Origin of the sequence: Rossellomorea sp. NPDC077527 (assembly GCF_044542955.1) — a bacterium.
Lineage (GTDB): Bacteria > Bacillota > Bacilli > Bacillales > Bacillaceae_B > Rossellomorea > Rossellomorea aquimaris_E.
Genome location: NZ_JBITVL010000004.1, coordinates 71,418 through 86,602, shown reverse-complemented (window position 1 = coordinate 86,602; position 15,185 = coordinate 71,418). Strand labels below are relative to the sequence as shown.

General features: G+C 39.7%; 14 protein-coding genes and 1 riboswitch. Of the genes, 4 read left to right on the top strand and 10 right to left on the bottom strand.

Annotation, left to right across the window (positions count from 1 at the left end; all coding sequences use genetic code 11):
- Window positions 1-74: 74 nt before the first annotated feature.
- Complete coding sequence (locus ACIGG7_RS14755; protein ID WP_397550120.1) at window positions 75-1,112, bottom strand: aldo/keto reductase; 1,038 nt, start codon at window positions 1,110-1,112, stop codon at window positions 75-77.
- A gap of 206 nt (window positions 1,113-1,318) precedes the next feature.
- Window positions 1,319-2,404 carry a citrate synthase/methylcitrate synthase gene (locus ACIGG7_RS14750; RefSeq protein ID WP_397550119.1) on the bottom strand — a complete coding sequence of 362 codons (1,086 nt, stop codon included), beginning with the start codon at window positions 2,402-2,404 and terminating at the stop codon, window positions 1,319-1,321.
- A gap of 115 nt (window positions 2,405-2,519) precedes the next feature.
- Here ACIGG7_RS14750 and ACIGG7_RS14745 point away from each other — a divergent pair, with 115 nt between their 5' ends.
- Window positions 2,520-3,398, top strand: coding sequence for a LysR family transcriptional regulator (locus tag ACIGG7_RS14745; protein ID WP_397550118.1), 879 nt, complete (start codon window positions 2,520-2,522; stop codon window positions 3,396-3,398).
- 39 nt (window positions 3,399-3,437) lie between these two features.
- Here ACIGG7_RS14745 and ACIGG7_RS14740 read toward each other — a convergent pair whose 3' ends face one another.
- Both ACIGG7_RS14740 and ACIGG7_RS14735 read right to left on the bottom strand, forming a co-directional pair.
- Window positions 3,438-4,154 carry a class I SAM-dependent methyltransferase gene (locus ACIGG7_RS14740; protein WP_397550117.1) on the bottom strand — a complete coding sequence of 239 codons (717 nt, stop codon included), beginning with the start codon at window positions 4,152-4,154 and terminating at the stop codon, window positions 3,438-3,440.
- A gap of 326 nt (window positions 4,155-4,480) precedes the next feature.
- Window positions 4,481-5,002 (bottom strand): GNAT family N-acetyltransferase, encoded by a 522-nt coding sequence (locus tag ACIGG7_RS14735; RefSeq protein WP_397550116.1) that lies wholly within the window; start codon window positions 5,000-5,002, stop codon window positions 4,481-4,483.
- Window positions 5,003-5,236: 234 nt separating this feature from the next.
- Here ACIGG7_RS14735 and ACIGG7_RS14730 point away from each other — a divergent pair, with 234 nt between their 5' ends.
- Window positions 5,237-5,689, top strand: a complete 453-nt coding sequence (locus tag ACIGG7_RS14730) for a hypothetical protein (protein ID WP_397550115.1) — start codon at window positions 5,237-5,239, stop codon at window positions 5,687-5,689.
- A gap of 84 nt (window positions 5,690-5,773) precedes the next feature.
- Here ACIGG7_RS14730 and ACIGG7_RS14725 read toward each other — a convergent pair whose 3' ends face one another.
- The 3 genes from ACIGG7_RS14725 to ACIGG7_RS14715 all read right to left on the bottom strand — a co-directional run bounded on the left by ACIGG7_RS14725 (window position 5,774) and on the right by ACIGG7_RS14715 (window position 9,406).
- Window positions 5,774-6,148, bottom strand: coding sequence for a nucleotide excision repair endonuclease (locus ACIGG7_RS14725; protein WP_224940857.1), 375 nt, complete (start codon window positions 6,146-6,148; stop codon window positions 5,774-5,776).
- A gap of 111 nt (window positions 6,149-6,259) precedes the next feature.
- Window positions 6,260-7,147: a diacylglycerol/lipid kinase family protein gene (locus tag ACIGG7_RS14720; RefSeq protein WP_397550114.1), complete on the bottom strand. Its 888-nt coding sequence runs from the start codon at window positions 7,145-7,147 to the stop codon at window positions 6,260-6,262.
- Window positions 7,148-7,249: 102 nt separating this feature from the next.
- On the bottom strand, window positions 7,250-9,406 hold the full coding sequence (locus tag ACIGG7_RS14715; RefSeq protein ID WP_397550113.1) for a YhgE/Pip family protein: 2,157 nt from the start codon (window positions 9,404-9,406) through the stop codon (window positions 7,250-7,252).
- A gap of 317 nt (window positions 9,407-9,723) precedes the next feature.
- On the opposite strand from ACIGG7_RS14715, the gene ACIGG7_RS14710 reads away from it, so the two are divergent.
- Window positions 9,724-10,743 (top strand): STAS domain-containing protein, encoded by a 1,020-nt coding sequence (locus ACIGG7_RS14710; protein ID WP_397550112.1) that lies wholly within the window; start codon window positions 9,724-9,726, stop codon window positions 10,741-10,743.
- A 71-nt stretch (window positions 10,744-10,814) separates the two neighbouring features.
- Here ACIGG7_RS14710 and ACIGG7_RS14705 read toward each other — a convergent pair whose 3' ends face one another.
- Both ACIGG7_RS14705 and ACIGG7_RS14700 read right to left on the bottom strand, forming a co-directional pair.
- The gene (locus ACIGG7_RS14705; protein WP_397550111.1) at window positions 10,815-12,212 is read right to left on the bottom strand and encodes a protoporphyrinogen oxidase; all 1,398 of its coding nucleotides are present in this window, start codon (window positions 12,210-12,212) and stop codon (window positions 10,815-10,817) included.
- Between the two features lie 317 nt (window positions 12,213-12,529).
- Window positions 12,530-13,273, bottom strand: a complete 744-nt coding sequence (locus ACIGG7_RS14700) for a hypothetical protein (RefSeq protein ID WP_397550110.1) — start codon at window positions 13,271-13,273, stop codon at window positions 12,530-12,532.
- Between the two features lie 204 nt (window positions 13,274-13,477).
- A riboswitch (SAM riboswitch) is annotated at window positions 13,478-13,584 on the top strand.
- Window positions 13,585-13,683: 99 nt separating this feature from the next.
- On the opposite strand from ACIGG7_RS14700, the gene fbpA reads away from it, so the two are divergent.
- The gene (fbpA, locus tag ACIGG7_RS14695; protein ID WP_397550109.1) at window positions 13,684-13,899 is read left to right on the top strand and encodes a Fur-regulated basic protein FbpA; all 216 of its coding nucleotides are present in this window, start codon (window positions 13,684-13,686) and stop codon (window positions 13,897-13,899) included.
- Window positions 13,900-13,963: 64 nt separating this feature from the next.
- On the opposite strand, the gene spoIIP is transcribed toward fbpA, so the two are convergent.
- Window positions 13,964-15,130 carry a stage II sporulation protein P gene (gene spoIIP / locus ACIGG7_RS14690; RefSeq protein WP_397550108.1) on the bottom strand — a complete coding sequence of 389 codons (1,167 nt, stop codon included), beginning with the start codon at window positions 15,128-15,130 and terminating at the stop codon, window positions 13,964-13,966.
- Window positions 15,131-15,185 lie beyond the last annotated feature (55 nt).

Here is a 15,185-nt window from a genome sequence, read left to right as displayed (position 1 = left end):
GAGGAGTTTTCAGGTTCAACATCTTAGAAGACGCTTATGTTCAAAGGCTAGACGTGTTGAATTCCGTTCAGATATCAGTTTCTTGCATCAGGTAGAATGGACATGATATTTTCTTTGATGTGTTTTACTTGCTTCATTCCAACCATGGTTGAAAGAACTCCTCCCGTCTGAATGATTTCTTGTAAACATTCATGAGGATCCTGATTTTCTTTAAATACTTTCCCTAGTTGGAAGGGAGCACTGGTAGTAGAGGATAATCCCAATTTTTCTGCAGCAACAAGCAAAGGTTGGAATTCATTTTGTACTAATTGATTTTTGAACGTAATCGATTCAGTAAACTGTTTGTTGAGTGGAAATTGGATAAATTTAAAATGATGACCTTCCCCTGCAATGGACTTTGCTCTATTCACCACCTCTTCAATAGAAATATAACCATTATCTTCAGGTGATTTCAGAAGTCCCGTCCACGTTGCCAATCCATAATACCGTATATTCCCACATTGAACCTGATCTTCTAAAGTGGAAAATACGCTCTCCATATTCTGATAGAAAGTCTCGGGTCCAAGAGCCATCATGGAGATTTCAGGGTTATGAACATAGTAGATATCAATTGTTCCAAGATTCAGATGCTGTTTACTTTGAGCGATGGCAAATTGATAATAGCGTGGGGTTAGGACATGTTTTTGATGCTCCACTTCATTCAAATCCGATCCCTGTATGATTCCTGGCTCAAGTAAAACCTTTTGGAGATATTCTTTTGGAAAAAGATTTTTCATCACATCTCCAGGAATGATACCAGCTTTTGAAGAAACGACGATAGATTCCCTGCTCAAAATCTTCTTATCATGTATTAAGGATTTCAGAACATACCCTATATCCCTTTCCGATCGCATTCCCCGATAATTGAGGGCGGTATCGATGAAATTCAATCCATTCTGCAAACCATATTGAATCCCTTCCCTATATAGATCAGAGTCTATTTCGTTCATTTCCCCCAAATGGGTTCCCAAAGCGATAGGTGAAACCACAAATTCAGAGAATGTACGATAAGTCAAAGTGAATTTCTGGCCATACTTCCTTGTTGAATTGAAATTTGCGTAACCGGGTATCATTGCCATTCCTCCCTCTTAAAAAACAGTATACTGGATAATAAATCCAATTAAGAGACTGATTTTTTTGCAAAGAGTATGATATAATGAACATATAGAAAGCCCGGGATCACGATGGAGATCTCGGGCTTTCTTAAACGTACTTTGCTTATTTATTTCACATCAAAAATGTTCCCAGGAACGAATTCCAGGTGTAGGTTCTTCTTTAACTAGCAGTACTGTTTTCCAATATATTCTGACTGGGGACGGTAAATGGAGTTGTTTTCTGCCTGCTCCAACACGTGCGCAGTCCATCCAACGACTCGACTTGCTGTAAAAGTAGGTGTGAAAAGATCTGACGGTAAATGAATCGATTTCATGATCGCGGCTGCATAAAATTCTACATTTGTGTAGAGGGATCTCCCCGGCTTACTTTCTGCTAAGAGTTCAATCGCCTTCTCCTCCACATATAGTGCCAGGTCGAGGGAGGGATCTTCCCCCATATTTTCTAACAACTTCTTCCTCAAAGCAATGGCTCTTGGATCATGCGTCTTGTAGACACGATGTCCAAACCCCATCAGCTTTTCTCCCTTCACCAATTTCTCCCTTAGAACACTTTCAGCTCTATCCCTGGTGCCTATCTCATTCAGTAACTCAATGACCCCTGATGGTGCTCCTCCGTGAAGAGGTCCTTTCATGGTCCCAATGGCTGCAGTTATCGCTGACACGAGATCGGATTCTGTAGACACAGTGACTCTTGCCGAAAAAGCAGAAGCATTCATACCGTGCTCAAGTGTCAGGATCATATACGATTCCAACGCAGAGGCAATGGCCTTAGAGGGTCTCATTCCAGATAACATATATAGATAATTATCCACATGGTTCAACTCAGGATCCGGCTCAATGAAAGGTTTTTCATTCATCAGATTGAAGCGGCAGGCGATAATGGTGGGAATGACGGCTGTTAATCTTATTGCCTGATCAATGCTTGGTTTCCATTTGTATTGTGCTGCCCCTTCAGAAGAAATCACGGTTCTTAATACACTCATCATGTCCATTTCATGTGGTAATATTTGAATGATATCGAGCATGATAGGAGTAAGGTATCGGTTGGTGCTCAGTTTCTTCTTTATCTCTAAGGCATCCTCCCTTGTAGGGATACGTCCATACCATAATAAGAAAGCAGCTTCTTCAAATGTTAGTTCCTTAATCTCCCCGATTTCATACCCTCTATAGACGAGGATTCCTTGCATTCCGTCAATATGACTGATTGCGGTTTGTGCTGCTATGATTCCTTTTAAACCTTCCCTGAACATACATAACATCCCCTTTTCCTTTATTACAATTAGTGTATAATGATTTTATAATTAAGAAAATTAAATATATTTAATCAAATCAATTATAATCATTAATAAGGAATGGGTGAAAAACATGGATTTGAATGTGGTGAAAACGTTCATAACAGTAGCTGAATTCAACCATTTCAGAAAAGCGGCTGAGCGATTATTTATTTCACAGCCAACCGTTACGGTACATATAAAACAGCTCGAAAAGGAACTTGGAGTCACCTTGTTTGAACGGGATGGAAAAAAAATCAGACTGACGGAATCAGGAAGAGCCTATTTACAACATGCCAAAAGATTACTCGAAACGTATGAGGAAGGAATCAGTGACCTACAATCCATCAGCCAGGGATATACCGCAACTTTAAAGCTGGCCATATCTCCCTTGATCGCGGATAATATCCTCCCGTTTGTATTAAAACAATTTCTTAAGAACCATCCAGAGGTGGAAATATCAGTTGAAATTATCGAATCTTTAGAAATCGAGTCGGCTGTTTTAAGAGACACGGCGGATATCGGAATTTCCTGCCTACCCTGCTACAGTTCCGAACTCCAACAAACTTTACTCTTTTCGGATAAAGTCATTTTGGTTGTTCCTCATGATGGACGTGACTTTGAATCAGCACCACCTCTCGAAGAAGAAGAGGTATTAGAGTCGAATTATTTATTGACCCACAATCACCCGGGTTACTGGGATGAACTTAGTCATACTGTTAAACAGTTCTTTCCGAGAGTCAGAACGATGAAGGTATCGCAGACACATATAACAAAACGCTTTATCTCTGAAGGACTTGGCATTTCCTATCTTCCCTCGTCTACAGTCAGAAGAGAACTTCTCGAAGGTAGACTTCTGGAAGTAGAAACAAAATCATTTCCACTACCGGAAGCAAACACCTACGCCGTCACAAAGTATCAACATACTATCCAACAGGAATTTTTGCATTTTTTATCACGTTTCAGGGTGTAAAAAAAAGAAAACGGCAAGCCCATGCCGTTTTCTTTCACTTTATTTCTCACCACATCTTTTCGTAAAAAGCCCTGTTAATAACTCTGATGACCCAAATGATATTTTGGGATCATCCCTATCAATCATCTCTCTTATCTCCACAGCCTCTAATGAATGAAAGATATTTTTCAGTTTTTCTTCAGTAAATCCAAGCCCCCCCATAAGCGAACCTCTTCTATACACTTCCCAATCAGAAATATCCGCCCCACCTAGTTTTCCACCTTGCAGAAAACAGGTAATGCCAAAACACCCTTCATCCTTCAAGGCATTCTCAACAATTCGTATGTAACACATTCTTCTGTGAGGGGCGATGTGATGAAAACAGCCTGAATCATATATGAAATCGTATTCTCCATGCTTCAAGTTTAAGTCGAAAATATTTTGGTGTAGAAAGTTTATGGACAGATTCCTTTCATCAGCACGTTCCTTTGCCCAATCAAGGGAGGTCTTTGATACATCGACTGCATCAACTTCAAAACCTTGTTCAGCAAGATAAACTGCATTCCTGCCCGGCCCACAGCCAAGTTCTAATACTTTTCCCCGTTTGACTTTACCCTTCTCCACATAGGATACTAAGTTTTCGTCAGGTGCATTGACAAAGATGGGGATGGATTTTTCACGATCAGAAAAAAACTCATCCCAGAATGGAGCAGGTTCCCTTAAAAATGAATCCAGCATTTTCAATACATCATCGTTTTGATGGATATTTTCGTGCATAATTTTCCCTCCTAAATCAATCTACCTACAGTTTACTTTATTACAGGAGAAGAAAGGTTACCACGATTTTACAATAAGGTTATTTTTACCCAATATTCAATGGTTAAAGGAAACATTATCTTGCTCTCAAACACCCTCAGGATAGGTAATTCGAAGTTTGAAAGGGCATCTAATGGGATACTATGTAAATTTTGTGATTTGCCACCACGGGGGATTTCCCCCCTTTAAATGGGACGTAATATATGAGAGTCCCTTGCGTTTTGTTACATTTATTACAATTGTATTACGAAAATATATGCATACTCCAGATCACCTTCAAAGGATGATCAAAGGTGCTTTTCCATACGGATATCAGTCCACATCTTTTCATTCCAATATGTAAATTCAGGAATCCTTCCTATTTCCTGATATCCGAGTTGATGATAAAGCCTGCACGCTTGACTATTGAATTCAAAGACACCCAGTTCGATCCTCGATAATCCTTTTTTCTTAATCTCACCCTCCAAATATTGAATGGCTTTAAAGCCGATACCTTTTCCTCGGCCTTCGGGTTCACCGATCGTAATACCGAGCCAGGCAGTGCCCTTCACTTTTCTATAAAGGTGGCCAGGATCGATCATATAATTCATTTCTCCCACTAGTTTATTTTCCAAGTATATAAGAAACATGTCCTGTGAATTCAATCGTGTTTTTAACTCATTTACTGTTGTTTCCCTTCGTGTTTCCATCTCCTCCCTGTTTTGATTCGGTCTGGTGAGTGGGATCAACACGGGGTCGTTATCCCACTTATTTAATGCATCTACTATTTCTGCAGAAGGAGTCACTACTTTAGTAAACTGTACGTTCATCCTTTTACCTCCCTTTATTTGATTTGTCCCATCAGTTGCTAAGTCTGATGCTGCCAGGGGGAAATCCAATTCGTTTTAATCTTCATTTTATCATTATTTCAACTCGATCTTAGGCCATAAACTATTATTTTTCATGGTAATCAAATGTGAACTCTTCGTTCTATTAAAACACACCCTCCAATAAGTATTACTATATGAATCTTATTAGCTTACTTATGAGCAGGAGGAGATTTTATGAAAGGGACCATCAACCCCATAAGGCTGAGAGAAGTCATTGAATATGAGGACCTTTTTCATGATACGTTTAGTGGCTCTTGCCTAAGGACAGGGCGAATCGTTCAAATTGTGTATTGGATTAAACCGGGAAAATCGTTTATATCCTACGATATTCTTGATGGAAAGAAGAAATATTTGAACATTGATGATTGCCCTGCTCCTCCTTCGGTACAAAGGTGCGAGATAGGCTTTCAAACAGCATTCGATTTGGATCAATCAGTCGATATTGAGATAGCAGGCGTGAAGAGAACTTCTGTCATCGAAGCCATCAATATTCATTGGGATGTTAAAGGGTTGGTGGTGCTGTATGGGGTGAGGGACCGAACAGATACAACCTATTATGGGATCCAAGAAGACAGATTGAAAGAATGGAATGTTGGTCATGAAGTGAACGGTCAAGATGGAGACTGATTGATTCATCATCCATTGAAAACATATCGGAACCTTCTCAATAAAAAAGAACCAGAGTAAACACCCTGGTTCCCTATGAATCCATTATTGATAAAATACCTTATCTACATTATATTTCGCTTGTAGTTTATTGATAATGTACGTCTCATAAATATCACGATCCATTGGATCCTCAACAATTGCTACGTCGATTCTATAGACTTCATCTCTATGGTTGCGAAGAGGTGAAACGTTATCTTCAAGATGCTTTTTGACTCTTTGTCTCAGCTTTCTCGCTTTGCCAACGAATAAAAGCTCATCATTGATATTGTAAAATAAGATGATACCGCCCTTGTCTCTTGGAATTTCATGAAGATCGATAAAGCCCTCGATACTTTTAATTTTTGGTTCATCTGCGTCTCTTGGCTGTTTGCGTTCCGTAATGGAAATGTCCGCTTGGGGAATTTGAATGTTAATCATGATTGGTCACGTCCTTTGTTTACTGTAAGAAGTAATGGTAACACAAAAAGGAGGGAATTACTATACACCGAAAGAATCTCCATTTAAAATCTCTTCCCCATTGAGCGCGTTCTATCCCTCGCGGGGAACGAGTATATCCAAATGCTGTTTTAAGTTTTCAATTGTAATAGGAAGTTTGTCTCCTTCATCCCCGTCAACATTTGCAATCATCTCATACTCTGACTCCGCTTGGAGATTGTTGACTTTCAGATAGTGGACATGTTCGCTTTCTGCTAACTCACCTAAAAGGATTTTAGGCAGTAAAAGAAGAAATTTAGGCATTGCCATATCTTTAATGATAAAAACATGAAGCTGACCATCATTCACTTTAGCATTCGGCGCGATTGTTTCCATCCCACCAACAGAATTAGTCAGGGCCACTAGCATTAGTAGTGCCTCTCCCTCCCAATCGTGATCTGATAGAACTTTGAGGTTAAATGGCTGCTTTTCCTTCATCTTCTTCATACCTTCTATTATATAAGCAAGAGGACCAAGCTTCGATTTCTGTTCGTCCGGTGTGGAAAATGATGCTTCTGCCAGTGCCCCCACTGCAACAATATTTACAAAATAGCGATCATTGATTTTACCAACGTCCGTTTTTTGAACATGGTTCTCCTTAAAGATGTTGATTGCTTCTTCAGGTTTCATAGGGATATTGAGCGCTCTCGCAAAATCATTGACCGTGCCAAGTGGAATAATGCCAAACAACGGTCGATGTTCCTGTTCCGCCATACCATTAATGGCTTCATTGATTGTGCCATCCCCTCCCATCGCTACGAGGAAATCAAACTTTTTCTCACACGCTTCCCTCGCAAATGCTCTGGCATCCCCTTCTCCTTGTGTCACTCGTATTTCTGTATCATACCCCATCTCCATCATCGTTTTATGTGCATGATCGCTGTATTTCTTCCCCAGTTCCTTTCCTGAAGACGGGTTGACGATTAACATGGCCTGCTTCACGCTGCTTCCTCCCTTTAACTTCTGCTTTTAGTAAGGGTATACCCTAAATCAGCGGAGAGGAATCCTTTTCCTTCATGATATGTATCATGAAGATTTTTTGAATTAATGAAATAATCCAGACTCTTTTGACTTTCTCATAAATGCCTTTGTTCTATTACTTAATGGCCCTTTTAAAAATGCGCCGAATAATAAGAAACTCAAACCAAAGAGAAGGAGGAACGAAAGATCATGGTACGCTCTTTGCCAAACGATCCCGCCTACCGCTTCCCGCATAAGATCTATGGCATAAGAAAACGGAAGAAAAGGATGAATAGCTTGGAAAAAGTTCGGCAAGAGGACGACCGGATACGTTCCTCCAGAACCGGCAATTTGTAATACGAGAAGAACGATAGCCATTGCCTTACCAATATTTCCGAATACCGAAACCAAAGTATACACAATGACCATAAATACAAAGCCGATCAATAACCCAAAACAAACAAACCATACGGGTTCAGCGATATGTACCCCTAGGATGAAGATATCTCCAACCGTTACAATCATCGCTTGAACAAATCCGATACTGAGAAAGGTCAGAAGCTTTCCGAAATATATTTGCTTATCGCTATACTCATGAGAACCAAATACTTCAGTTGCTAATAAGGAAATGAGTAAGAGGGCTCCCACCCATATTGCCAAGACAGTATAAAATGGTGTCATGGCTGCGCCGTAATTTCGGATGGAGAATAGACTATTTTTATTTAACTTGACTGGTTCTTCGAAAAAACTCTTTTCCAACTCTGGATCATTTCGAAGAAGCTCAATCATTTCATTGATATCGGTCTTTCCCTGTATGTCCCTGATCCGGTCGGCAAGCTGGCTGATTTTATTTTTTACGTATGGGAATTCTCCAGTCACTGTTTTTATCGTTTTTGTCCCTTTCTTGAGGTTTGCTTCTGTACTCGAGAGAATTCGTTCTACTTCCGGAATGGTCCCCCGAACATCTTGAAGAATATTTCCCGCTTCATTCAATGTTCCTTTGACTCCGGCGACCTCCTTCAATACAGCTGGTTCGATGGTTTGTTTATATTCTTTTACAAAGGCGTCAAGTTCAGTTTGTGTTTTGGCTGTTCGATCCTTAATGCCTAATAGCACTTCATCCATTTCCTGTTGCTTTGCTGCAAGGTAATCATGCATTTTCTGTCCTTCATTTTGTACATTCTGCATGTCCTGTTTAACAACTTTGAGCTGATCCAAGGATTGTTGGATCTTCTCCTGATTTTGATTATCTTCATTATTCTGTAATGACATCAGGGAAGATTCAATCGTTTCGATCATTTGGATGGAACTTTTAAGTTTTTCAGCCATTTGATTGTGTATGGCTTCCGCTCCATTCAGGTCGATTGTCGATGTCTGAATTTGCTGTACGAACTTATTGATGTTGGACACCATATCCTGCACCTTTTCCAGATCTCTTTGTATGGTAGGTGCCATGGCATTCAATCGATCCTCCGCTCTTTGGATAAAATCAGTTGTGCGATCAATCGTTTCCAATCCCTGATTGGTCATGCGTTTGACATCCGGAATTCCAGCTTGCGCTTTATGAACGATGTCCTGGGCACTTTCGGCATCTGATAAGGATGCCTGCAATATTTCACCTAATCCAGGTAATGCTTCTTCAACTTTAAAAACGTACTCCTCGAATCTCTTAATGTCGGGCAGATCTTTTTCAATTTCAATTCCAAGCTCATTGAACAGTTCAAAAATAGTACCATTGACTGTAGAAATAAACGAATCCGTGATTTTATCCACGATTCCACCTGCCCCCGACTCTGTGATCTTGGGTGCAATAGCATTGATCTTTTCGTTGACGTAATATTCCAGGGTTGCCTTTTCTGGTTCATCCTCAATAACGGTAGCTAACTTCTTGGAAAAATCTCCAGGTATAATGATGACAGCAAAATATTCTCCGTACTCTACACGATCCATTGCTTTTTTTCTGTCGACAAACTGCCAGTTCATGTCGTCATTCTTCTTTAATTCGCTTACAAGGTCTTTTCCCACATTCAGGTTATGACCCCTAATGGCTGCCCCATCATCTTCATTTACGATTCCGACGGGAAGCATATCCGTTTTGCTATAAGGATCCCATGAAGCTTCAATGTTAAACCATGCATAAAGAGAAGGCAGGAGCATCAAACCGCCCACTAAAAATGCTGCAACACCGTTCATGGTTACATTTTTAATATCTCTTTTATAAATTCTCCAGATATTTTTCATAGGAAACCTGCCTTTGCACAGAACCTTAGTATGGACTTTAGTATGCCCAACTTCTATATCCTCAGTATTTGATTTCGTAACGAGAGAGCATTCGATCAAAAATTAATTATGGAGGTTAACTTTTAGTCAACATCACTTATTTTCCTGAGGAATGTCAACTATTTATCATCATTAATAGAGAGAGCTTTTTGCTTGTATGTAAGGGAATCCTCCTAAATATAAATGATATACGTTGGTTTATTGATGTATCGAAAAGGGTAAAGAAAATATATTTGGTTTATTCATTTACACAAGTTGGTTTGATGGGGGTATTGGTGATGTCGAGATATGATATTGATGTGAATGGTTCATTATTTGAATGGGACCTAGAAAATGGTTCCTTTACGTTTGAAAATGATGAAGTTGTATCTTTCTGGGTGAATACAGCATTTAAAACACTAATTGATTCAATTGAAGAGATTGCTGGTGAGAAAGAAGCAAGATTGGTCCTTGAAACCGCAGGATACCGAACCGGACTTATCGTCAGTGACTTCTATTTAAAATCGATCGGAAAACCTGAGAAGATTCTCGATAAACTGCCGAATACATATGTGACAGCCGGATGGGGGATTACAGAAATAGTCTCTTATTCTATTGAAGATCAAACAGCAGTTGTGCAATTTTGTAATGGATGGGAATACAAAGTGAACGTAGCTCAAGGAAAAGACGCAGAAGGAACTTTCATGCCCGGTCATTGGGCTGGGGTTCTGACCGGTATATTCGGGTCCAATGTATGGTACAGAGTTGTCAAAAGTCAGATTAGCGGGGACGATTGCAGTGTATATGAGTTTTATCCATCTGATATTTCCCCCTCTTTGAACGTGAAAGCATTATTGGAAGAACAGACAGCAGCCGCACAAAAAGAATTGGAGCGGATAACCAATCAGAGAACAGAAGTATTATCCGAAATCATTAAAGAAATTTCTTCTCCAATCATTCCGGTGTTGGATTCCATTCTCGTTGTTCCCCTTGTTGGGCGCTATAACGAAATCAGAGCGGAAGAATTACTAAACAAAACACTTCTCAATCTTCCGAGGTATAATGCTGATTTCTTAATTATCGATTTGACCAGTCTCAGCTGGGTTGACGACTATACTCTCACATTCATACAAAAATTTGTGGGAGCTTCTTCCCTTTTAGGAACCACTTGTTTGCTTGTTGGGATTTCAACAGAATTAAGTATGAAAGTGACTCAAAGTGGCTTTCGAATGAATCACATCCCCTGCTTCTCCCTCCTTCAGCAAGGAATGAATTATGCATTGGATCAATTAGGGTTGGAGATTGCCAGGAAGGTATAAGATGGTATGACCTACATAACTTCATTTCATATTTTTTTACACTGTCAACTAAAAGAGCATGATCCAGAGGATCATGCTCTTTTGATGATATCATTTATTATGGTTTCGGCTGTTTCCTTTCCGTTTTGAATACAAGCTCCAATTCCCACTCCGTAATATGATGCTCCGGCCAATGCCACATTTGGCATCTCTTTTAAGAGTGTTTGCTCTAATGAATTCACGGATTGATTGTGCCCAAGTAGGTAATTGGGCATCAGATTTTTCCAATTGGTTACTTCAACGGTGATAGGTTCTGCATAAATTCCGATGCTCTTTCTTATATCTTCGAGTGCGACTCGTGTCAATTCTTCGTTGTTCAAATTCTTTAATGTATCATATTGGCTGTTTGAACTCTTATAAAAGAGTCTCACTAGGAGATTCTGGTTTCGGGATGTGTGTTTCCATTTACGACTACTCCAAGTACATGCATCACACTTCACGTCCCTTTCATCGGATACAATAAATCCAGTGCCATCCGCAGGCAGTTCCTCATCACGTACATCGAAAGCTAGGTAAATGGATATCAGGGATGAGTTTTTTAATTGATTGAAGTCACGATCCAATGATTCCTGTTCCAGGATTCGTTGTGTTATATCGTGTGGAGTAGCCAAAATGACATAGTCAGCATGGATGTCTTCATGTCCATTTATCGACAGCTCGTACTTGTCACCGACCTTTCTTAGTTTGGTTGTTTCTGCACCTTTTAGAATGGTGGCATCCGAGCACTCTTCTTCTAAACGGTCAATGATTTTGGCTAAGCCTTTATTGAAAGATACGAATTTTTTATTGGAAGCACCTTTAAATTTCAGTTTATTTGCAGATAATCCTTTAATAATGCTTCCGTATTCATTTTTATAGTCGAGTAGATAGGGTAAAGTAGAAGCCAAGGTCAGTTTATACAAGTCTCCAGAATAAACCCCGGATAATACAGGCGCAATCTGGTTTTCAACCAGTTCTCTTCCCAGGAAAGCTTCCAAAAATTCTCCAATAGAACTTTCCTTGGTAAACCGGGAATTATTAGTCTCCAGATCCAGAAGCGCAGCCTTCTTCCCATCTTCAGAGATCAGGGTACTTTCCCCCAATGCCTCCACATTCATAGGAATACCGAAGATTGAATCAACTGGAATTTTATGCAATTCTCCATTTGTATATATGTAGGATGTCCCGGTTTCGTTGTAAACGAGCTCATCTTGTAGTTGAAGTTCCTCGACCAAAGGAAGGACTGCCTCATGGCGGGCAACTATTGAATCCGCCCCTGTTTCAATTATGTAATCTCCTTCTTCTACAGTTCTGATCTTTCCACCAAGATTGTGATCTCGTTCGATTAACAGTAACTTTAATTCAGATTTATGTTCTTTTGACATTTTATGTAGGTGATACAGTGCCGTTAAACCTGTAATTCCCCCGCCTACGACAACCACTGTTTTCATACCATTCACTCCATACATTTCGTTTATGTATACAGATTATCATGTTTAAAAGTGAATACAAAAAAAATATTTGACAGAAATAAGAAAATTCTCCTGACAACATATTTATTTTCAAATTATATTTATCTAATATACTGGATACATTGTCTTCTTCTTTTCCTAAAAATGTTAAGGAGCTTACAAATACGGGAGATCATTTGAACTCCCGTACCTGGTAAAACATTCATTGGACTGGTCAAATAGTTGAGACACACTCCCTTAAAAACGGGTTCTTCTCCTTGCGTATAATATACCTGTTTAGCTATTCCCTTACTACGCTACATCATAAAGGTAGGCCCTAATTTAAAAACCCTTAAGGACGCACTGTTGATGGGTTGATCCGCGCCAGGATACTGTACCGTCGAAGCTAATCTAACAGTTGTCTGTGAACTATTATCCGGGATAAGAAGTCGAAGGGTCAATGTTTGTCCACCAGTAAGACTTAGAATAGCCACTGATGCACTTACGCTTATTTCTTGACCAGAAAACACAGCCAACCCTGACCTAGTTGCATCAGCAAGTGTTCCATTTACAAATATCCCAAATGCAGCATGTTGACTCCCGGGTACCGGTAAGAAGACTGTTTGCCAAAGTACTGCATAATCTCCATCTTCGGGTACAGTTAGAGAATTAGTCGTTGCCGTAATTCCACCCACCAGGACTGACTCCGGCTGATCAAATTGATTGAAACGAACCAATCTATTTCCATTTTGCTCCAATAGTTGCTCGTCATCATCGAAAATGTTTCCATATATTGGTGAAAAAGTCCCAAAGGGTCCCTGTTCCCCTTGAGGTCCCTGTTCTCCTTGAGGTCCCTGTTCCCCTTGAGGCCCCTGTTCCCCTTGAGGTCCCTGTTCTCCTTGAGGCCCCTGTTCTCCTTGAGGTCCAGGTGGACCAGGGGGACAATCACATTTAAATGGATAAAAGTCACACCCTTCTGGAAAGGATGGAACCTTTCCTCTCAAAGAGCTATTGCCTTTTCGAAGAATAGGAAGTTTTTCGTTAACATATTTTCTCTTCAAAATGTTTCTCCTCCCTAAAAATAAAGTAATATAATACTATTATTATTGTATGGAAGAACTCTGCTTTTGCCTGTTCAAACATCATGAATATGTATAGAGAGAGGAGTATTTAAAAGATATTGTGAAACGACACCGTTTTAATACCCAGTTGACAAATATGAATAATCAACTTTATAATATGTATGACATATCATTTCCATATACTACTTATCCAGAGAGGCAGAGGGACTGGCCCGATGAAGCCTCAGCAACAGATTCTACCCGGTAGAACACTGTGCTAATTCCACAAGCATTGTCTTGAAAGATGAGTCGAAGTTACGCAAAGCCTTCTTCTTATTCTTTAGGAAGTGGGCTTTTTCATTAGGTAGCCTCTTCTTCTATTCTCAGACATAACAATAGGAGTGATTAAAATGGGGAAAATCCTTCAAGGATCCAAACAGGAACGAAGAAACGAATTAGTGAACAAATTAATCGTCCACAACTTTTTCAAAAAAGGTGACAAACAGCTATTTGAATTGAGCTTAGAGGAACTTGAAGAAGAGTATCAATGTATCCAAAATAATTGTCACCCCCATAATGATGTTGGTTCGATTCATTGGAAGAATATTGGGAGGAAAAGTAGCTAAAGAAGCACCAATCCAAGGTGGATTGGTGCTTCTTATTGTTCAGCATTGTCATTCAAACGGGATCTCATTGTGCATTTACTTCAACGGCATCTTTCTTATAGTATGATGCAAAGATTTCCGCAAATGCTTCGGTGGAATTATATAATTCTACTAAGTTATTTTCCACACCGCCAAATTCAAGGAGCATGGCACGTTCCGTTAAGTCCTGATTATAGACTCCATTTCCTTCCGCCCTCGTTTTAACAAAAACTCCGCGACTGATGCCTGGATATTTCTCTTCTAATTTAGCATTTAATTCTTTCGCGATTTTCAAGTTCTTTTCATAGTTTTTATTTTCTTTCCCTACGATAAAAAATAATCGGGCATAGCTCTTACCGTTGATGGTTTTAGTTGTAATGTCTCTTGGCATGGAATCACGATGTATATCAATTAAATAGTTCAGGTTATCATCCTGTGCTATGGCTTCCTGAACCAATCCTCTTGAAAGCTTATAGGATTCGAAATACGTCCAAGACTTATTTTTTAATGCCTGGTTTACATCTGTCTTATCATGAACCACTCCAATTCCCCGAGATTCAAGCTCTTGTTTTAACTTCGACCCGACCGCAATAACGTTTACTTTCTCATTTGTACTGGCAGGATCTTTCGAGTCATTGTTTTTGATTAAAGGACTGAAAGCTTCCCAGCTGTGAGAATGATAAATAAAGACCGATTTATTCTCAATCTCCTGCACTCCATTTCCGGAGTCATGATTCGCTTCATCAATTTGGCTTTGGTCGATTTCCTGATCTTTTAACTGGTCTTCCGTTGGTGCAGGTGATTCGTTCGGAAGATTCGTGATGTCCGTCCCTTTCCCGGCAACTGCTATGTGAGTATGATAATTTTCAATGCCTGGTATCTCCCGACCAAATAGACTTCTGGGATCGAGGAGAGAGACATTCGTAACGCTTTCCAGCCAATCGAAGTCACTATTCATTGCCTCTTTATTCTCGATGCGCAATCCTGTCATCTCCTGTGACAGCAGCATAAGAAAGGTTTCCTTTGGTACCAATTCAGATACCGAAGTATAAAATATGCTATCCACCCTCAATTTAATGGCCGTCGATGATATCAGCCAAACCATTAAATACATGAGGATAATGCCTATCAACACAATCCGGATGACGGCTTTCATAGAGACGAATACTAGTGGGACTAAACTATTATTATTTCGAGACTTATATGACATCATCAGTACCCCTATATAAAGTATTTGATAATTAACTTTATGCAGATGATGGGTTGAG